Origin of the sequence: Comamonas sp. F1-6 (assembly GCF_039581415.1) — a bacterium.
Lineage (GTDB): Bacteria > Pseudomonadota > Gammaproteobacteria > Burkholderiales > Burkholderiaceae_C > Comamonas > Comamonas thiooxydans.
In genome coordinates this window covers 1-18,230 of record NZ_JBCPWN010000008.1, presented here as the reverse complement: position 1 = coordinate 18,230, position 18,230 = coordinate 1, and the positions used below count along the sequence as shown (strand labels likewise).

Genomic DNA, 18,230 nt, shown 5'->3' with positions numbered 1-18,230 from the left:
TAAATCCTTACACCTTGTTGTCTGGAGTATCGCATGCAGCTGCTGCGTCCATTTCGCCTTGCAAAACTCACCCAGGTGGTGTCTTTGGCTCTGTTGAGCTGCGCTCTGGCTGCTCCGGCAGCGCATGCGGCGACGCCCAAAAAAGACTCCAAAAAGCCCGTGGCTGCTGCGGCTTCGGCTAAGAAAGCGGCCAAGGAGCCGGCTGGCAAGGTTCGTGCCGCAGCGCAGCCCAAAAGCGCAAAGGTCGCCAAAGGCAAGCCGGAAAAGGCAGACGCCAAGCTTGCAAGCAAGAAGGGCGGCAAGACTTCTCTAGCAGCCAAGGCCGAAAGAGACGAGAAGACCGGCGGCAAGAAGCGTCTGGCCAGGGCAGGAGCCGCTGGCGCTACGGTTGCGGCAGCAGCAACTGCCACGGCAGTCGAGCCCGCACGTCTGTCCTATGGGCAGATGGCGGGTCTTCACTCCGTCTCGGATCCCCTGGATCTGCAAAGCAGCGTGGCTTATGTGATCGACCAGGACACACATGAGGTGCTGCTGAGCAAGAACGATCAGGCCGTGCTGCCGATTGCCTCGCTGACCAAGCTGATGACCGGTCTGCTGATCTCTCAGGCCCGCCTGCCCATGGATGAGATGATCACCATCACGCAGGACGATGTGGACACCGAAAAGCACAGCAGCTCCCGCCTGCGTGTCGGTACCACCTTGACGCGTGCAGAGATGATGCATCTGGCGCTGATGTCCAGCGAGAACCGTGCTGCCCATGCCCTGGGACGCACTTATCCCGGTGGTCTGGCGCAGTTTGTGCAGCTGATGAACTCCAAGGCGCTGCAACTGGGCATGAAGGACACGCGCTATGTGGAGCCCACCGGCCTGTCCAGCAGCAATCAGTCCAGCGCACGCGATCTGGCGCGCCTGGTGGCGGTGGCGCATGCCGATCCGCTGATGCGCGAGTACTCCACATCGCCCGGCTATGAAGTGGCCGTCGGTCGCCGCACGCTGCAGTTCAACAACACCAACCGTCTGGTCAAGAGCGACAACTGGGATATCGGCCTGCAAAAGACCGGCTATATCTCCGAAGCCGGACGCTGCCTTGTGATGCAGGCCCATGTGGCCGGGCGCAAGCTGATCATGGTGTTCCTGGATTCCGCAGGCAAGTTCAGCCGCCTGGCAGATGCCGAGCGCGTGCGCCACTGGATGGAAAGCAAGGGGCCCACCGCCAGCAATACGATTGCAAGCCGTATCAGGGGCTAAGCAGGTAAAGGTCCAGTCAAAAAGCGCTACCCAGGTAGCGCTTTTTTATTGGGTCTACATCTGAAATGGAATTCCAGTCCCTTTGCAGATTGCGAGAGGCGCCCCTGTATTCAACTGTGCTGGCTGCGGCTATAGGGGTTGGGGGCGGCCTGAGCCGGGGCCGGGCGTGTGCCGCTGAAACCCAGCGCCACGGAAATTTCCTGCACCGTGGCCTGCAATCTGGGGGCCCAGCTCTCGTCAAGGCGGTCTGCTGGGGCAGAGATAGACAGGCCCGCAATCAGCTTGCTCTGGTCGTCGTAAATGCCGGCTGCCATGCAGCGCACGCCCAATTCCAGCTCTTCGTTGTCGCGGGCAATGCCGTATTGGCGCACCTTGGCCAGCTCATGTTCTAGGTCACCCAGCTGGGTGATGCTGAAATGGGTCTTGCCGGGCAGGCCGGTGCGCATGGCGTAGGCGCGCACCTGCTGGGAATCGTCAGCTGCCAGAAACAGCTTGCCGTTGGAGGTCAAATGCAAAGGCGCGTGGCCGCCAATGGCGCGTACCACCTGCATGCCCGAGCGCTCGCTGTAGGCGCGTTCCACATAGACAATCTCGTCGCCCTGGCGCACGGACAGGCTGATGGGTTGCTGAATCTGCTTGTAAAGCTGACGCATGGGGGTCAGCGCCACTTCACGTACATTCAGCCGGGCCTTGACCAGGTTGCCCAGTTCCAGAAAGCGCATGCCCAGGCGGTAGCTGCCCGATTCGGGGCGATCCACAAAGCGGCCCAGTGCAAGGTCATTGAGTATGCGGTGCGTGGTCGATGGATGCAGGCCCGTGCGTTCGCTGATCTCCTTCAAAGAAACCGCTTCCTCACGCGATGCCAGCACGTCGATCAACGTGAACATGCGTTCCAGAACCTGGACGCTGGGCTTTGCGGAGGCCGATAGGTCGTCTTTTTTCATGCGTTGGAGATACTTTGCGGGATGAGGGCATTCTAGCGGTGCTGCAGCCGTGCAGCCATGTCATCCGCTCATATATCCATGTGCTGTTTTTTGCAGCGTCACTCTTCAATTTGCGAGCGCACAATGCTTTGCCTGTCTACGCGCTGCCATAGCTCGCCCTGGCGGATCTCATGTGGCAAAAAGCTGGCCTTGTAGCGCATCTTCTGGCTCTCGGAGATCCAGTAGCCAAGATAGACATAAGGCAGGTTCATGGCTTTGGCTTGCTGAATTTGCCACAGCACATTGAAGGTTCCATAGCTGGCGTGGTCCTCCGGATCGTAGAAGGTGTAGACCGCCGACAGCCCGTCCTCCAGCACGTCCAGAATGGAGAGCATTTTGAGTGTGCCGGGCTGACCTTCTGCGCCCGGCTCGCGGAACTCGACCAATCGGGAGTTGACCCGGCTTTGCAGCAGAAACTGCGTGTACTGGTCCACGCTGTCGTTGTCCATGCCGCCGCCGCTATGGCGGTGCTGCTGGTAGCGTAGGTAGAGCTGGTAGTGTTCGTCGGAGTAGTGCAGGCGCTGAATGGAGGCGACAAGTTGCCCATGCTGTTTTGCAGCGCGCCGCTGGCTGCGGCTGGGGCGAAACTCCTGGGCCAGAATTCGCAGAGGAACGCAGGCCTTGCAGCCATCGCAATAGGGGCGATAGGTGAACATGCCGCTACGCCTGAAGCCCAGCGTGACCAGTTCCGAATAGGTGGTGTTCTGAATCAGGTGACTGGGTGTGGCGACCTGAGAGCGTGCCAGCCGGCCCGGCAGATAGCTGCAGGGATAGGCTGCCGTGGCATAGAACTGCAGGGCATGTAGCGGGAGGTCGTTCGGGTGCGTCATGATCGGACTCGGCTGCAGATGCGGTGCGTCAAGCCTCAGTATGGCTCAGCAACTGTTCCCAGTATATGGGCCTGAATTGCCACTGCATATCGGGCAGCTGGGCCTGGGCTTGAACGGTTCGGGCGAACTGCGCTCTTGTGACTTCTCGAGCGCCCATGAAAGACAGATGTGCGGTGGCCTGCTGGCAGTCGATCTGCGGCACCTGATGAGCCCTGCACAGGGCCACCAGCGCCGACAGTGCAATCTTGGAGGCATCGGTCTGCAGTGCGAACATGGATTCGCCAAAAACCGCTCTGCCCAGTGCCACGCAGTAAAGGCCGCCGACCAGCTGGCCGTCGATCCAGGTTTCCACGCTGTGTGCAGCGCCCTGCTGATGCAGCTCGGTATAGGCATCGACGATGCTTTGCACAATCCAGGTGCCGTTCTGGCCGTCGCGCGGGGTCTGGGCGCAATGCTGCATCACCGTGGCAAAAGCGCTGTCGATGCGAATTTCGCAGCGCGGATCATTGCGAAATTTCTGCAGTCTTTTGCGCAGGCTGCGGTGCAGACGAAACTCGTCGGGATGCAGGGCCATGCGTGGATTGGGGGACCACCAGAGCACGGGCTGGCCCTCGCTGAACCAAGGGAAGATTCCCTGGCTGTAAGCCGTGCGAAGGCGGGCGGCATCCAGGGTGTTGCCGGCGGCGAGCAGCCCTGGAATGGGATCCCTCTCCCCCCAGGTCTGATCAATGGGGGGAAATTCTTGTTCGGGCTGCAGCCAGGGCAGGGAGTGCGTCATTGGCAGTGGGAGTGGATGGACTGCCCTTAGTCTTGCACAGACTGAAGCGGTTTTGAGTGTCGCGGCGGACGAAGGCGGCTGGCGTAATCCCGCTGTCGGAGGTGGAAATGAAAAAAGGCTTCCTGAAGGAAGCCTTTTGCCGGGAAGCAGCTGCGGCAGCTGCCGCCACATTACACGCGCTTGCGGTATTCGCCGGTGCGGGTGTCGATTTCGATCTTGTCTTCTTGAGACACGAACAGGGGCACGGCCACTTCGAAGCCGGTAGCGATCTTGGCGGGCTTCAGAACCTTGCCGGAGGTATCGCCCTTGACGGCGGGTTCGGTCCAGGTGATTTCGCGCACGATGGTGGTGGGCAGCTCGACGGAGATGGCCTTGCCGTCGTAGAACACCACTTCGGCAGTCATGCCGTCTTCCAGGTAGTTCAGTGCGTCAGCCATGTTTTCGGCTTCGACTTCGTACTGGTTGAATTCTTCGTCCATCCACACGTACATGGGGTCGGCGAAGTAGGAGTAGGTGCAATCCTTCTTGTCCAGGATCACGTTGTCGATCTTGTCGTCGGCCTTGAACACGTTTTCCGTGCCGAAGTTGCCGATCAGGCTCTTGAGCTTCATGCGCACGGTAGCAGCGCCACGGCCGCCACGAGCGTATTCGGTCTTCAGAACGATCATGGGGTCCTTGCCGAACATGATCACATTGCCTGCGCGGATTTCTTGAGCGATTTTCATGGCTTGCTTGCGTTTGAAAGGTTGGAGCCGCTCTACACGGCAGGCAAGCTGTTCGCAATGGTCGCTGGAGAAAGCAACGCATCAAAGGTGCGGCGGCGGGGCCTGCCGCATGTACCGCGGCGGGGCGCGACCCCGAAAGCAAGATCGCTCGGCATACCGGCTGCGACTGCCCTCAGAGAGGCAAAACGTGGATTTTAGCTTTTTTCGGCGACAAAAGCTTGAAGCTGCGCAATCAGCTCGGTTTGTTCCGTCAATCTGCTGCGCGCAGCCCTGATGCAGCAGGCCCATTCATTGAGCATTTCGCGCGTCAGCAAAGGCAATGTTTGCGGTGCGGTCATGCCGTTCCAGGTGTGGTGAAAGCGCCTGAGGCTGTCCGGGGCCTGGAGCCAGTCGAGAAAGGCATTTAGCTTGTCGTGGTGGGCGTTGTCATGCTGAGGGTAGATCTGCCAGACCATGGGCTGGCCGGCCCAGAGCGCGCGGACCAGGGAATCCTCGCCACGCACCAGGTTCAGGTCGCAGCCCCAGAGCATTTCGTCGAACCGGGCCTGAGGGCGGGCTTGCAGATAGACCGGCTGCATCTGCTGCGCTTCGGGCAGCGCCTGCACGGCAGCCGTTGCGCGTCCCGGGGTTACCAGCAGCCTGGCATTGAGCGCCTGCTTGTCCGAGAGCTGCGCGAGCAACCGGGGCAGGGCGGCAGGCTCGTAGCAAAACAGCGAGACGGCGCATTCGTCATGCTGAATGCTTTCTGCGCGGCGCCATGATTCGCGCTGCGCCATGAAGGTCTGCTGGCGCTGTGCCAGGTTCTGCTCGCGCACCAGCGAGCCGGTGGCAGCCGTGAAGCCGGGGTAGAAGAACCAGCGTGTCAGCCCGGCAGCAGGGCCGCTCATGATGCGTGAGGGCAGGCGATGGCAGCGCTCCACATAGTCTTCGGCCGAGAGATATTCGAGGTTGATCCAGACTGGAGGCTTGCTCTTCGACGCCTTGTCTGCAATGGCGCTCAGAAATGCTGCGGGAATCTCGCAGCCGAATGCCTCGATGACCACATCGCCGATTGGCGCAGGGATGTCAGCAGCTTGCACAGGCCAGGCATGCACGCTCAAGCCCGGAGGCCAGGGCTGAGGTGCCATCCATTGCAGGGCACTGGCATCGTCCATCCACAGGCGTACATGTTGGCCGCGTGCGGCGAGTTCTGCGGCTGTGCGCCAGCACACGCCCACGTCGCCAAAGTTGTCTATGACCTGGCAGAAGATGTCCCAGCACAGCGACGGATGGGGCGCCCCGGGGGCGGGCAGAGGCATTGGTGAGAAATCAGGCATGGGTTCAGTTTTTATCGGTTGAGGCGCTCTGGCAAAGGTGCTCGACCAGCAGTTGCGCGACGGGCGAGAGTGCGTCCTGGGAGCGTACGCAGAGCATGAGCTGGCGCTCGGCCCAGACTTCGTCCAGGCGGATGCAGCGCAAGGGCAGGGCGCCCATGTAGATATGGGCGCTGCCCTCGGGAAGAATGCCAACGCCCAGGCCGGCGGCCACCATCAGGCACAGGGCGTCATAGCCGGTGACCTTCATGCGCAGGCGCGGCTGCAGGCCCTGGTCGGCGGCAGAGCGGGTGATGAGATGGTTGAGTGCGCTGTCGGCATGCATGCCGATCAGATCATGCTCGAGGACTTGTTCCAGGCGCAGCCTGTGCTCGCCGGCCAGCGGATGCGATCGAGGCATGACCACGGCCAGCCGGTCCCGGCGATAGGGGCGCAGGCTGATCTTGCTGCCGTAGCTGCCGTTGTTGAGCAGGCCGATATCGGCTTCGTTGTCTGCCACGGCGCGCGCGATATCGGTGCTCACGCGCTCCTGCAGCCGCACGTCCACCAGCGGGTGCCGGCTCAGAAAGCTTTGCAGCTGGGCCGGCAGAAACTGGGTGATGCTGGAAATATTCGCCATTACCCGCACATGGCCGCGCAGGCCTTGCTCGCCGCCCTGGGCATAGCCCTTCATCTGCGTGGCGATGCCGTCCAGCTCGTTGAGCACGCCGCGCGCCATGTTCAGCAGGGCATAGGCGGCGGCCGTGGGCTGGCTGCCACGGTTGCTGCGTGTGAACAGCTCAAGCTGCAGCTGATCCTCCAGCTCGGCCAGGCGGCGGCTGGCGGCCGAGGGGGCTATGTGCTCGCGTGCCGCGGCACGCGCGATGGCGCTCTCCTCCATCACGGCCACAAACAGGCGCAGGGTGATCGGGTCCAGTTTCATGAGACATGCATTATCCCGCCTGGCTATGCCCAAATGCGATGGCAGCTTCGCATTTCAGCGTTTTGCAGGACTGATCTTCAAGGGCAAGATGATTGAAAAGCCGTTTTGCCTGGTGTTGGTCAACGCAAAGCGGCACAGCAAGACAACCATCGAGAGACAAACGGATGACGACGATGAATATCCAAGACCCTGCCACACAGACTGCCACGCCGCGCGCGCTGGAAGGGGTGAAAGTGGTGGAAATGGGCCAGCTGATTGCCGGCCCCTTCTGTGGCAAGACCCTGGGCGAGTTTGGGGCCGATGTCATCAAGATCGAAGCGCCCGGTGCTGGCGATCCTCTGCGTAACTGGCGCCTGATCAAGGAAGGCACCTCCGTCTGGTGGCAGGTGCAGTCGCGCAACAAGCGTTCGGTCGCTCTCGATCTGCGCCAGCAGGAGGCGCAGTCCGTGGCGCGTCAGCTGATTGCCGAAGCAGACGTGCTGGTCGAGAACTTCCGTCCCGGCACGCTGGAGGGCTGGGGCATGTCGCCCGAGGAGCTGCACGCCATCAACCCAGGCCTGGTGATCCTGCGCATCTCTGGCTACGGCCAGACCGGCCCCTATCGCGATCTGCCGGGCTTTGGCGTGATCGGCGAAGCCATGGGCGGGCTGCGCCATCTGACGGCCGAGCCGGGCCGGGTGCCGGTACGCGTGGGCGTGTCGATCGGCGATACGCTGGCGGCCCTGCACGGCGTGATCGGCGTGATGATGGCTCTGTATCACCGCAAGGTGAACGGCGGTCCCGGCCAGGTGATCGATGTGGCCCTGCATGAGGCCGTGTTCAACATCATGGAGAGCCTGATCCCCGAGTACAGTGCCTTTGGCGCCGTGCGCGAGGCCGCCGGCAGCGCGCTGCCGGGCATTGCACCCTCGAATGCCTACCCCTGCCAGGATGGCTGGGTGCTGGTGGCGGGCAATGGCGACTCCATCTTCAAGCGACTCATGACGGCCATCGGCCGTCAGGATCTGGCCGATGCGCCCGATCTGGCCGACAACGCGGGCCGAGTCCAGCGCGTGGCCGAGATCGATGCCGCGATTGGCGCCTGGACGCAGGCACGCAGCGTGCAGACGGTGATGGACGAGCTGGGCGCGGCACGCGTGCCGGCCGGCAAGGTCTACACGGCCAAAGATATTGCCGAGGATCCGCATTACCAGGCACGCGAGATGATCCTGACCCAGCGCACCCGCGATGGTTTCGAGCTGCAGGTGCCCGGCGTGGTGCCCAAGCTTTCGCTGACGCCGGGCACAGTGCGCAGCAGCGCCCCCCATGTGGGCGACGACACCGATGCCGTGCTGGCCGAGATCGGCCTGAGCGCCGAGCAGATCACGCAGCTGCGCGCCAAGGGGATTGTCCAATGATGGCCGCCGACCTGAATGCTACGGTGTGGATTGGTGCGGGTCGTCGCATCCATATGAACGAAGTCGGTACGCGCGACGGTCTGCAGATGGAGCAGGCCTTTGTGTCCACCGAGGACAAGATCGCGCTGGTCAATGCGCTGTCCGAGGCGGGCCTGTCCAAGATCGAAGTCACGGCCTTTGTCTCGCCCAAGGCCATCCCGGCCCTGCGCGACGGCGAGATCGTGATGCGCGAGATTGCGCGCCGACCGGGCACGGTCTATACGGCGCTGGTGCCCAATGTGCGCGGCGCGGAGCGCGCCATCGATGCGCAGACCGACGAGCTCAATCTGGTGATGTCGGTCAGCGAGACGCACAACCTCTGCAATCTGCGCATGCAGCGCAGCCAGTCCTTCGAGGCGCTCAGGCAGGTGATCGCCACGGCGCAGCAGGCGGCAACGCCCGTCAACGTGTCGCTTTCCTGCTGCTTTGGCTGCCCCATGGAGGGCGATGTGGCCGAGGCCGAAGTGCTGGCCTGGGTGCAGCGCTTTGCCGATCTGGGCGTGCAGGGCATCACGCTGTGCGACACCACGGGCATGGCCTATCCCAGCCAGGTGCATTCCATGGTCCAGGCTTTCAAGGCGCGCTGGCCCCAGTTGGGCCTGACCCTGCATTTCCACAATACGCGCGGCATGGCGCTGGCCAATGTGCTGGCCTCCATCGCTGCGGGAGCGGATCGCTTCGACGCCTCGATTGGCGGTCTGGGCGGCTGTCCCTATGCGCCGGGCGCCTCGGGCAATGCCTGCACCGAAGAGATCGTGCATGCGCTGCAGCTCATGGGCTACGACACCGGCACGGACCTGGCCCGAATCGTGGCGGCCGCGCGCAGCCTGCCCGCACTGATCGGCCACGAGACGCCCAGCCAGATCGTCAAGGCCGGTGCGCGCTGGGATCTGCACCGGCCGCCCGCGGATTTTGCCGAGATCAAGGAACGCGCCCAAGCCAGGGCCTGAGACGGTTTCTGCCCCCGCTGCAGCGGCTCTTTCGGGGGAAGGAGCTGGCGCAGTTCAACATTCCAACAAGGAGACAAACATGACTGTTCAACGTCAACGCCTTTATTTCATGCTGGCTGCGGCTACTGCCGCCGCCGGTCTGGCCAGCGCCCCGGCCATGGCCCAGGGCAGCTATCCCAGCAAAACCGTGCTGATGATCGTGCCCGCAGCCGCAGGCGGCACCACAGATCTGGCCGGCCGCATGGCCGCACAGGCGCTGGCGCCGGTGATGGGGCAATCGGTTGTGGTGGACAACAAGGGTGGCGGCAACGGCGCCATTGCCGCCAATCTGGTCAAGCGCGCGGATGCCGACGGCTACACGCTGCTGATGCAGTACTCGGGCTACCACGTCATCTCGCCCCACCTGACCAAGGCCAAGAGCTGGGAGCAGGGCGACTTTGCCCCCGTGGCCAATGTGCTGTCGGCACCGCAGATCATCGTGGTGCGCTCCGAGCTGCCGGTGAAGACTCTGGCCGAACTGGTGAGCTACACCAAGGCCAATCCCGGCAAGCTCAACTATGCCTCGTCGGGCAACGGCTCGCTGCAGCATGTGACGGGCGCCATGCTGGAGCAGCAGGCCGGCGTGAAGATGGTGCACGTGCCCTACAAGGGCACAGGCCCGGCGCTGCAGGACCTGCTGGGCGGCCAGGTGGACCTGACCTTCGGCACCGCGCCTCCCTTCATGCCCCATGTGCAAAGCGGCAAGCTGCGCGTGCTGGCCGTAACGGGCAAGCAGCGCCTGCCCAGTCTGCCCAATGTGCCCACCACGGCTGAAGCCGGCTATCCGGGCGTGAACGCCACCTCTTGGTTTGCCGTGTTTGCGCCCAAGGCTACGCCGCAGCCCGTGATCGACAAGCTGGCAGCCGATATCAAGAAGGTGGTGGAGGATCCTGCCTTCAGGAAAAAGGCCGAAGAGCAGGGCGCCACGGCGGACTATATGAGCCCGCAGCAACTGGCGGCCATGGTCAAGACCGAATACGGCAACTGGGCGCAGGTGGTGAAGTCGTCCAAGATCGAAGCCGAGTAAGCTGCAAGCCGCAGGGATTTCCTTGCATCCTTGGCTCTAAAAAAGGAGCTGCTATCGCTCGATTGATAAAGATTTCAGGTTGAAAACTATCTGAAATTCAATCTGATCAGGCGCTAGCAGCTCCTTTTATTGAGGTGCTACAGACTGCCTGGTCGTTTGAGCCGCTTGCTGCCGGATTCGTCCACATGCGCAGACAATAGCGCCCATGTCTTCCACGCATTCCGCCGAACTGCTGGCCCAGGTGGCCGCGCTGCCGCCATTGCCGGGCGTCTATCGCTATTTCGATGCTGCCGGTGTCCTGCTCTATGTGGGCAAGGCCATCAACCTCAAGCGCCGCGTTTCCAGCTATTTCCAGAAGGACCATGGCGGCACACGCATAGGCCATATGGTCAGCAAGATCGCGCGTCTGGAGACCACGGTGGTGCGCTCAGAAGCCGAGGCGCTGCTGCTGGAAAACAACCTCATCAAGACGCTGTACCCCAAGTACAACATCCTGTTCAGAGACGACAAAAGCTATCCATATCTCAAGATCACCGGTGTGGCGCATCGTGACGGCAAGGAGGGCGAACCGGCGTTTCAGGAGTTCCCGCGCATCGCCTACTACCGCGGCGCCGTGGACAAGAAGCACCGCTATTTCGGCCCCTACCCCAGTGCCTGGGCGGTCAAGGAAAGCATTCAGCTGCTGCAGAAAGTCTTTAGGCTGCGCACCTGTGAAGACACGGTGTTCGCCAACCGCAGCCGGCCCTGTCTGCTCTACCAGATCAAGCGCTGCACAGGCCCCTGCGTGGATCTGATATCGCCCGAGGCCTATGCGCTGGATGTGCGCAATGCCGAGGCCATGCTGCGCGGCGAAACCAGCGAGCTGCTGCAGCAGCTTGAAGCGCGCATGATGGCGCACTCCGACAAGCTGGAGTTCGAGCAGGCGGCCGAGGTGCGCAACCAGCTCACGGCCCTGTCGCGCGTGCTGCACCAGCAGGCGATCGAAACCACCGACGACAAGGATGTGGACATCCTGGCCGTGCGCGTGCAGGGCGGCCGCGCCTGCGTCAACCTGGCCATGGTGCGCGGCGGCCGCCACCTGGGCGATCGGCCTTACTTCCCGGCGAATCTGGGCGATGCCGCATCGGTCTACTCCAGCGAGGACGAGGTGGACGCCGCGGCCGAGGCGCGGCCCGTGGAGGAGCTGGTGCTGGAGGCCTTCATCGCTCAGCACTATGTCGGCGTGGCCGTGCCGCCCACGCTCATCGTCAGCCATCCTGTGGAGAAGCGACTGGTGGAACTGCTGACAGACCAGACCGGCGTGCGCATCACCGTGGTCCAGCAGCCGCGCGAGCAGCGCCGCATCTGGCTGGAGATGGCACAGAAAAATGCCGACATCCAGCTGGCCCGTCTGCTGGCCGAGGAAGGCTCGCAACAGGCGCGCACGCGTGCGCTGGCCGAGGCGCTGGACCTGCCGGTCGAGAATCTCGACGAGCTGACCATCGAATGCTTCGATATCTCGCACACCAGCGGTGAAAGCACCAAGGCGTCCTGCGTGGTGTTCCATCACCACAAGATGCAGAGCAGCGATTACCGCCGTTTCAATATCGAAGGCATCACCGGCGGCGACGACTATGCGGCCATGCGCCAGGTGCTCACGCGTCGCTACAAGCCCGTGGCCGAGGCGCAGCGCGAGGCGGGCGGCGCCGAGCTGACCGGCAAGCAGCCGCATCTGCCGGATCTGGTGCTGGTCGACGGCGGCAAGGGCCAGGTCAGCATGGCGCGCGAGGTGTTCACGGAACTGGGCCTTGATCTGTCGCGCATCGTGGGCGTGGAAAAAGGCGAGGGCCGCAAGGTCGGCCTGGAAGAGCTGGTGTTTGCCGATGGACGCGACAAGGTCTACCTGGGCCATGACTCGGCGGCGCTGATGCTGGTGGCGCAGATTCGCGACGAGGCGCACCGCTTCGCCATCACCGGCATGCGCGCGGCCCGCGCCAAGGTGCGCACAGGCAGCAGCTCTCTGGAAGACATTGCCGGCGTGGGGCCCAAGAAGCGGGCGCGATTGCTGCAGCGTTTTGGCGGCGTGCGCGGCGTGGCCGATGCCAGCGTGGACGATCTGATGACGGTGGAGGGCATTTCCGCAACGCTGGCCGAAGAAATCTACAAGGCACTGCATTGATGCAGGCTGCGCGAGCGCGAATCCGCGCTGGCGCTGCGTGCTCGTGACACAATGACACCCATGTTCTTCACCATCCCTACTGTGCTGACCCTTACGCGGATCGTGGCGATTCCGCTCATCGTGGGGGTGTTTTACGCGCCGCTGGATCAGGCGACCCGCAATCTCATCGCCACCGTGATGTTCATCGTGTTTGCCGCCACCGACTGGTTCGATGGTTATCTTGCGCGCAAGCTCAATCAGACATCGGCATTCGGTGCTTTTCTAGATCCCGTTGCCGACAAATTTCTGGTCTGTGCATCGCTGCTGGTACTGGTTCATCTGCAACGCGCCGATGTGTTCGTGGCGCTGATCATCATCGGACGCGAGATCGCAATCTCGGCGCTGCGTGAATGGATGGCTCAGATCGGTGCCAGCAAGAGCGTGGCCGTGCACATGATCGGCAAGGCCAAGACCATGGCCCAGATGGTGGCCATTCCCTTTCTGCTCTATGACGGAGTGGCGTTCGGAGTGATCGATACCGGCGTCTGGGGGCAGTGGCTGATCTGGATTGCAGCGGTGCTGACCGTCTGGTCCATGGTCTACTACCTGCAAAAGGCATTGCCCGAAATTCGTGCCAGGCTCTGAAATCCGAAATGGACCTCTCTGAAAGCGCTTGTTCATCAAGCGCTTTTTGCTATCTGGCGGGCTGCTTTCGGGGCGGCAAAAAGACTTTGCGGCGGTGCCTTGCATGACTTGATCGGACTGCAGATTTTGTCAATTGTTGTCAATCGGTGAAGCCGACACGGAAGAAGCTTGAAAAAAGCCGCTGTGGATGGCCGAACCCGCTCAAAAACCGCATAGAATCTGGTTCTGTCGCTGGAATGCGCAGCGCGAGTTGGCGTCAAAAATGTCAGCGGCTTCAGGTAGAAATGGGCTTGCCCATACGCAGAAACTGATAGGCTGGCTTCCGTCTTCATCGCGACTGGTTTCTTGCTACGCAAGGTCTGCGTTTGCAGAGACATTCCATTCACTTATTTCTCGAGAGGCATCTTGTGAATAAAACCGAACTGATTGAGCACATCGCTAACAACGCCGATATTTCCAAGGCCGCAGCTGCGCGTGCACTGGACTCCACGATCGACGCAGTGAAGAAAACACTGAAAAAAGGTGGTACAGTATCGCTTGTTGGTTTTGGCACATTTGCTGTTGGCAAGCGTGCAGCTCGCACCGGTCGTAATCCTCGCACCGGCGATTCCATCAAGATCAAAGCGGCCAAGGTGCCTAAATTCCGTCCGGGCAAAGCATTGAAAGATGCTCTGAACTGACACCCAGTTTTAGTGGGTCCTTAGCTCAGTTGGTAGAGCGGCTCCTTTACACGGAGTAGGTCGGCGGTTCGAGACCGTCAGGACCCACCACTAAAAAACTAAAGAAATCAAGGGCTTAGAGCGATCTAAGCCCTTTTTCTTTGCCCTCTCTACCAACCCAAATAGCCTCCACAAGCCGCCTCTACCAACCAAAATCGTTGCTTGCCAAGCTGCCTGAGCCTGGCGTGGCGCCCGGCAGGAGAGCTCATGGCCGCTTGAGAAAAGCCCGCGGCGGCGGGCCGGGGTTACATCTTTTCGGGCTTCTTACGCTCTCGCTCTCATACCTGCTTTTCAAGTGTCTCCGGAGCTTTCTAGATTGGTGTCTCGCTCATCGGACAAGCATAAATAAGGTGAAATCAGAGCGAATACTGATGAGTGTCTCAGGGTGTGAGTTTTGCAAAATTGGCTCCATTTCGCGTAACTGGTCGGCCTAGCATGCTCATGTGTTCGATGACAGGAGGCCAATCATGAAATCTCTATCTGCTATTGCGTTGCTGGTGGCCGCTGGCGCGCTGAGCGCCTGCGATGACAAAGCACCAAAGCCTGAACTGGAAACGCGGCCGCCGGCAATGGAGGGAATACAGCGACCACAGCCAGATCCTGGAGCAGCAGTGCCGAGGCCTGAGCCATCTCCTGCGAATCCTAATCCACGGCCTTAAAGACTGGGACTGGATAGGACTGCTAGGAAGTCTGCTCATTTGGTTGTTTGTGCGGGCTCGCTTCGTTGTTGTTCCCGGCCACGATCAGCCAGAGGGTTGACGCTGTTGCCGACCGTTCGCTCCCGGGTCGTTTTTGCGGAAGGCTTCTGCAGCCTGGTGATCGATGATGTAGCTCGGCGGGAAGTCCTGGGCGCTATAGCGCTCACGCATGCATGAGCATGCGCAGCATTATGTCCACGGTTACCTCGCGTTTGCCGGTGAGCCGGATACGTTCAGCAGGTCTACGGCTACCCGCCTGTAGCTTCGCGCGGTACATCTTCCGAATGTCCGCGCGATAGTGGCGAGTCTTTAGGGGCGTTGTTGGCATCGTGCGCGCCGACTGCGTCAGGTCATGGTTGATCCCCGTGTCAATGGAGCGGCCGCTGGCCTGCTCAATGCCTGTACTGGCATCACAGGCACCGGTCAACAGGTCAATCATCAGCTTGGCAGGCAGTGCCCGCACGAATTGAGGTGTAAGCATTGGCTCCAGAAAACGAGCCTGCTTGGTGGCTGGCTGCTCAGCTTGAGAAGCTGGAGATTGCTGGTGCTGAAGATTCCAATCCAGCGGTTTTGCGCATTGGGCTCATGGTGTTGGGTAGCGCCCACTTGTTGTGGGCTGGGCAGATGCGGTACCTTATGGATTAGGGCAACAGCGAGGGAATGGCTGATTTGATGGGTGTGTTCCGAGAGGACCGGAATATCAACCAGTTTGGCAGGACTCTTCACGCGACGGTCCCTAGCTAGGAGGTCGCCATGGAAACGATTGAACAGATGGCTGAAAGACACATTCGCGAGTCTGAAGCGGACTTGGTTCATATCGATGTGTTGATGAAGCGTGCACAGAAAATGAGTGCGAACGCTGCCGATCAAGTGGAAGCGGAGAGGCTTTTGGATCAAGCCATGAGGCAGCGCGCTAAGTTAGATCTGCATCTCGCGGCCCTAAAGAGCAAGCAAGAGTCCGATTACGAGAGGCTGGCCGAGGAGGGCAAGCGCTTTAAGGAGACGCTTGAAAAAATACGGTCGAATATTGAGGTGATGCTGGCTTCCTGGCTTTGACCGCCAAGCGGTTGCGAAGATGGGCGACCTCCGAGCTGCTCCTGTGTGGAGCAGTAGCAGTCGGCAAAAAAGGTCTGTTGTGGGGCACATCCTCCTGTACCTGTAGATCGCCCTGCCAGTCGATGGCAGGGCACTAAATGATCATGTTCTTGAGCATTGCTCGAGCGCCAAAAGCCCGCTCAGTGGCAGGCTGGGAAAGCTCCCGCTGCAGGGTTTTCACAAAGCGCTGCGGCAGGTCATCTTGCAACTACGGGTCGAGGCTGGGATGAGTGCTCTCGATAGAGATATCTGGATAACTCACTCCCGATACATGCACTTGATCACGTCCGGCATTTTTTGCCTGATAAAGAAGCTGATCGGCTTCTCTCAAGGCATGGTCCAGCTGGGATGGATCGGTGATCGATGAAATCCCAAAGCTCATGGTCAATTTTGTGCCGGAGAGAAGAGTGTCTTTATTCGAGCTGAGGTCTCGTCGGATGCGTTGAGCAATTTCTTCTGCATCTCGCAGTGCGATGTCGGTCAACAGAATCACAAACTCTTCGCCACCGAACCGTGCGACGAGGTCGCGCTCTCGTACATGGTTTTGCAGAGTCGTGGAGACAAGCTGCAGCACCTTATCGCCACATTCATGGCCCCAGGTATCGTTGATTCGTTTGAAGTGGTCTATATCACAGGCCAGCACCGCCATGGGATAGAGCCTCACGTCGGTTAAAAGCTTCAAGGCGTATTCATGGAAGGATCTGCGATTCAATATCTGGGTCAAAGTATCAAGGTCACGTTCTTTCTGTAGTTTGCCAACAGTTTCCTTTGCGGCAATGGCGGTCATGACCACGGTAAAGAGTATCGCGAAGTTCAATATGCTCACCAGTGTCAAGAGCCAATACGGCGATCTTGGAAATGACTGCGGATCCGGGTATCCCAGCAGCGAAATAATCATGGGTCGAGTAAGGGTGTAGGCTGTGAAAATGATGCTCAGCCAGAGCAGTGACTTGTCGAGCCAGTCAAATGAGCTCTTCCTTGAATAGACCTGGAGGATAGGTAGCAGTAAAACAAGGCCTGAACCAACACTGAAGGAGTTCACTCGAGCCCAGACGTTGGGGTTGATCCGGCTAAAGTAATACAACGCAGCTAAAGTGATACTGGCAATCAATAGCGCTACAAGTGGCTGGGCCGATACACGCCATCTCTCTGCCCAACTTTTCGCAAGGCACCAAGCGCTCAGCAGGTAGAAACTGCCAATCAGGAGTGCGAAGCGAGTGAGCTCCTCCAGGGGCATCAAGGTTTGAGCTGCAAGAGGCAGTGCAGTGAGTGAATAGGCGCAAGATTGCCAAAGCAGAAAGCGCTGAGATCGTTGGGCGAGCCAGGCCACGACCAATATGACTGCCAGAACAAAGATCGCCAGAGGTGGCGTCAGAACCAAGAGGTCGTTATTCGCGAACATATGACCAGAGCCTCCTCGATCGAAGAGCGGTAACGCCTGTTCCTGAGCGAAAAGCGACAATCTACTTTCACCGTACATGTGCTTCGCTATTGGCGTCACAATTTATTACAACGTGCGTTCTCCCTCATCTATGTCAGCCTGCTTCTTGTTTGGAGTGGTAAATCAGTCAAAAATTGTCAATGCCAAGACTTTCTGCTATGAATGAAAATCGTTCCAGGTTATTGATTCGCATTCATCGCTAGCATGTAACTTCCGTGCGATTTTTGAAGCTTATGCAGTGACCTTTTTAATCTCCTGAATCAGAATAGCCAGCCTGCCTTTATGGCCAGCTTCTTGTATTGCTGGGCGGCCTTTTGAAGGGTGTACGGCTGGCTGTGCACTGCAGTGCGAAGCCATGAGGCTTCGTGAGGGCTCCGGTGGCTTGTCGTCTGCCTTCTGTGTCATCTGGCAAAGCCGTTTATGGGTTTGCCTCATCCAGCTTCTCGGGCTGGATGCCACCTCCCAGCCTTTGTGATCCGCCTTGGATGCCAGGCGACGTGGGCGCTAGAGCTCCGCTCCTTGGGCGCGCATGTCAGCCACTGGCGAAGACCATGGGCAGCAGATCCAGCTCAAGCTCATCCTTGAGATCGCGGAGCTCTTTCTTGCCAGGCTTGCGGCGGTTGGCCTTCTCGTTGACTTTGCGGTTGAGCCGCTGGCCGGCAGCACTTTGGTCTCGGTCATGAAGCGCATGGCCCATTGCTCAGCCAGCGGCGCGTTCGTGGGGCGCGCCGCACTCCTCGAACATTGTCTTTGCAGGCCATCCTCCTGCACCTGCAGATTGTTTTGCCAGCTCTTGGCAATGCGGTAAATGATCATGCTCTTGAGCACCTTGGTTCCAGAAAAGCGAAACCCGCTGAGCAGCGGGTCGTGTTGTCGATGGGGTGGGGGTAGGGGAGCAGCGTGTTGTTGGAGTAGATCAGCAGGCCATGGCGCGGCTTGGCAGCTCAAACACACGAAAGCGGCTAATGCCCGGTGTGCGCCGCAACTCTTTACCGTCATAGCTGTCCCAGGGCTGGATGTAGCGCTCGGCAGGCGCTCCAGATGACAGGGCTGGCCAGCCGAGCACTGTGAAATCGCGGCTTGCTTCACTGGGGATTCTGGTCATTGGTTCACTTTCAGGCATTGAACGGTCTTTTCATCCAGCCGCCCGGTGTGCATGCCGGGGCACGCGAATTCATCGCTCAGCGTCTTGATGGGGAGGGTTGGCTCATCTGCTTGTGCGGGCAAGTTGCTGATATTTTTGA

General features: G+C 60.2%; 16 protein-coding genes, 1 tRNA gene and 1 pseudogene. 9 read left to right on the top strand and 9 right to left on the bottom strand.

Annotated elements, in window-relative coordinates; translation table 11 throughout:
* Window positions 1-33 precede the first annotated feature (33 nt).
* Window positions 34-1,248 (top strand): D-alanyl-D-alanine endopeptidase, encoded by a 1,215-nt coding sequence (gene pbpG, locus AAIL66_RS10280; RefSeq protein ID WP_034357008.1) that lies wholly within the window; start codon window positions 34-36, stop codon window positions 1,246-1,248.
* 110 nt (window positions 1,249-1,358) lie between these two features.
* Here pbpG and AAIL66_RS10275 read toward each other — a convergent pair whose 3' ends face one another.
* From AAIL66_RS10275 to AAIL66_RS10250, 6 genes are all read right to left on the bottom strand, one after another.
* The gene (locus AAIL66_RS10275; protein WP_003080783.1) at window positions 1,359-2,192 is read right to left on the bottom strand and encodes an IclR family transcriptional regulator; all 834 of its coding nucleotides are present in this window, start codon (window positions 2,190-2,192) and stop codon (window positions 1,359-1,361) included.
* 98 nt (window positions 2,193-2,290) lie between these two features.
* Window positions 2,291-3,061, bottom strand: coding sequence for an arginyltransferase (locus AAIL66_RS10270; RefSeq protein WP_034357015.1), 771 nt, complete (start codon window positions 3,059-3,061; stop codon window positions 2,291-2,293).
* Window positions 3,062-3,089: 28 nt separating this feature from the next.
* Window positions 3,090-3,839, bottom strand: a complete 750-nt coding sequence (gene aat, locus AAIL66_RS10265) for a leucyl/phenylalanyl-tRNA--protein transferase (protein ID WP_034357018.1) — start codon at window positions 3,837-3,839, stop codon at window positions 3,090-3,092.
* Between the two features lie 170 nt (window positions 3,840-4,009).
* Complete coding sequence (efp, locus tag AAIL66_RS10260) at window positions 4,010-4,564, bottom strand: elongation factor P (protein ID WP_003056627.1); 555 nt, start codon at window positions 4,562-4,564, stop codon at window positions 4,010-4,012.
* Window positions 4,565-4,758: 194 nt separating this feature from the next.
* Entirely contained in the window at window positions 4,759-5,880 is a 1,122-nt protein-coding gene (gene earP, locus AAIL66_RS10255; RefSeq protein WP_343496657.1) for an elongation factor P maturation arginine rhamnosyltransferase EarP, read from the bottom strand.
* A 4-nt stretch (window positions 5,881-5,884) separates the two neighbouring features.
* A complete protein-coding gene (locus tag AAIL66_RS10250) occupies window positions 5,885-6,799 on the bottom strand; it encodes a LysR family transcriptional regulator (RefSeq protein WP_343496656.1) in 915 nt (304 codons plus the stop codon).
* Between the two features lie 164 nt (window positions 6,800-6,963).
* On the opposite strand from AAIL66_RS10250, the gene AAIL66_RS10245 reads away from it, so the two are divergent.
* The 7 genes from AAIL66_RS10245 to AAIL66_RS10215 all read left to right on the top strand — a co-directional run bounded on the left by AAIL66_RS10245 (window position 6,964) and on the right by AAIL66_RS10215 (window position 13,803).
* Entirely contained in the window at window positions 6,964-8,196 is a 1,233-nt protein-coding gene (locus AAIL66_RS10245) for a CoA transferase (protein WP_052088887.1), read from the top strand.
* Window positions 8,193-9,185, top strand: coding sequence for a hydroxymethylglutaryl-CoA lyase (locus AAIL66_RS10240; protein WP_343496655.1), 993 nt, complete (start codon window positions 8,193-8,195; stop codon window positions 9,183-9,185). Before AAIL66_RS10245 ends, AAIL66_RS10240 begins: the two co-directional genes overlap by 4 nt.
* Window positions 9,186-9,264: 79 nt before the next feature.
* The gene (locus AAIL66_RS10235) at window positions 9,265-10,251 is read left to right on the top strand and encodes a tripartite tricarboxylate transporter substrate binding protein (RefSeq protein WP_034357028.1); all 987 of its coding nucleotides are present in this window, start codon (window positions 9,265-9,267) and stop codon (window positions 10,249-10,251) included.
* A gap of 205 nt (window positions 10,252-10,456) precedes the next feature.
* Window positions 10,457-12,409, top strand: a complete 1,953-nt coding sequence (gene uvrC / locus AAIL66_RS10230) for an excinuclease ABC subunit UvrC (RefSeq protein WP_343496654.1) — start codon at window positions 10,457-10,459, stop codon at window positions 12,407-12,409.
* A gap of 60 nt (window positions 12,410-12,469) precedes the next feature.
* Window positions 12,470-13,033, top strand: a complete 564-nt coding sequence (gene pgsA / locus AAIL66_RS10225) for a CDP-diacylglycerol--glycerol-3-phosphate 3-phosphatidyltransferase (protein WP_003066269.1) — start codon at window positions 12,470-12,472, stop codon at window positions 13,031-13,033.
* A 407-nt stretch (window positions 13,034-13,440) separates the two neighbouring features.
* Window positions 13,441-13,713: an HU family DNA-binding protein gene (locus AAIL66_RS10220; protein ID WP_003056615.1), complete on the top strand. Its 273-nt coding sequence runs from the start codon at window positions 13,441-13,443 to the stop codon at window positions 13,711-13,713.
* A gap of 14 nt (window positions 13,714-13,727) precedes the next feature.
* A tRNA-Val gene (locus AAIL66_RS10215) sits at window positions 13,728-13,803 on the top strand.
* Window positions 13,804-14,613: 810 nt separating this feature from the next.
* Here AAIL66_RS10215 and AAIL66_RS10210 read toward each other — a convergent pair.
* Window positions 14,614-14,931 carry a hypothetical protein gene (locus AAIL66_RS10210; protein WP_343496653.1) on the bottom strand — a complete coding sequence of 106 codons (318 nt, stop codon included), beginning with the start codon at window positions 14,929-14,931 and terminating at the stop codon, window positions 14,614-14,616.
* Between the two features lie 272 nt (window positions 14,932-15,203).
* Here AAIL66_RS10210 and AAIL66_RS10205 point away from each other — a divergent pair, with 272 nt between their 5' ends.
* Complete coding sequence (locus tag AAIL66_RS10205) at window positions 15,204-15,506, top strand: hypothetical protein (protein WP_034357033.1); 303 nt, start codon at window positions 15,204-15,206, stop codon at window positions 15,504-15,506.
* A 247-nt stretch (window positions 15,507-15,753) separates the two neighbouring features.
* On the opposite strand, the gene AAIL66_RS10200 is transcribed toward AAIL66_RS10205, so the two are convergent.
* Together AAIL66_RS10200 and rdgC are read right to left on the bottom strand one after the other, a co-directional pair.
* Window positions 15,754-16,947, bottom strand: a complete 1,194-nt coding sequence (locus tag AAIL66_RS10200; protein ID WP_343496652.1) for a GGDEF domain-containing protein — start codon at window positions 16,945-16,947, stop codon at window positions 15,754-15,756.
* Between the two features lie 583 nt (window positions 16,948-17,530).
* Window positions 17,531-17,814: pseudogene (gene rdgC, locus AAIL66_RS10195) on the bottom strand (recombination-associated protein RdgC); the annotation flags it as partial.
* Window positions 17,815-18,230 lie beyond the last annotated feature (416 nt).

Bases quoted from the DNA above. Each gene is read 5' to 3' on its own strand.
- AAIL66_RS10200 (WP_343496652.1), bottom strand. From the start codon at position 16,947: ATGTTCGCGAATAACGACCTCTTGGTTCTGACGCCACCTCTGGCGATC.
- aat (WP_034357018.1), bottom strand. From the start codon at position 3,839: ATGACGCACTCCCTGCCCTGGCTGCAGCCCGAACAAGAATTTCCCCCC.
- AAIL66_RS10245 (WP_052088887.1), top strand. From the start codon at position 6,964: ATGACGACGATGAATATCCAAGACCCTGCCACACAGACTGCCACGCCG.
- efp (WP_003056627.1), bottom strand. From the start codon at position 4,564: ATGAAAATCGCTCAAGAAATCCGCGCAGGCAATGTGATCATGTTCGGC.
- AAIL66_RS10235 (WP_034357028.1), top strand. From the start codon at position 9,265: ATGACTGTTCAACGTCAACGCCTTTATTTCATGCTGGCTGCGGCTACT.
- pbpG (WP_034357008.1), top strand. From the start codon at position 34: ATGCAGCTGCTGCGTCCATTTCGCCTTGCAAAACTCACCCAGGTGGTG.
- earP (WP_343496657.1), bottom strand. From the start codon at position 5,880: ATGCCTGATTTCTCACCAATGCCTCTGCCCGCCCCCGGGGCGCCCCAT.
- AAIL66_RS10275 (WP_003080783.1), bottom strand. From the start codon at position 2,192: ATGAAAAAAGACGACCTATCGGCCTCCGCAAAGCCCAGCGTCCAGGTT.
- AAIL66_RS10205 (WP_034357033.1), top strand. From the start codon at position 15,204: ATGGAAACGATTGAACAGATGGCTGAAAGACACATTCGCGAGTCTGAA.
- pgsA (WP_003066269.1), top strand. From the start codon at position 12,470: ATGTTCTTCACCATCCCTACTGTGCTGACCCTTACGCGGATCGTGGCG.
- AAIL66_RS10270 (WP_034357015.1), bottom strand. From the start codon at position 3,061: ATGACGCACCCGAACGACCTCCCGCTACATGCCCTGCAGTTCTATGCC.
- AAIL66_RS10210 (WP_343496653.1), bottom strand. From the start codon at position 14,931: ATGCTTACACCTCAATTCGTGCGGGCACTGCCTGCCAAGCTGATGATT.
- AAIL66_RS10240 (WP_343496655.1), top strand. From the start codon at position 8,193: ATGATGGCCGCCGACCTGAATGCTACGGTGTGGATTGGTGCGGGTCGT.
- AAIL66_RS10250 (WP_343496656.1), bottom strand. From the start codon at position 6,799: ATGAAACTGGACCCGATCACCCTGCGCCTGTTTGTGGCCGTGATGGAG.
- uvrC (WP_343496654.1), top strand. From the start codon at position 10,457: ATGTCTTCCACGCATTCCGCCGAACTGCTGGCCCAGGTGGCCGCGCTG.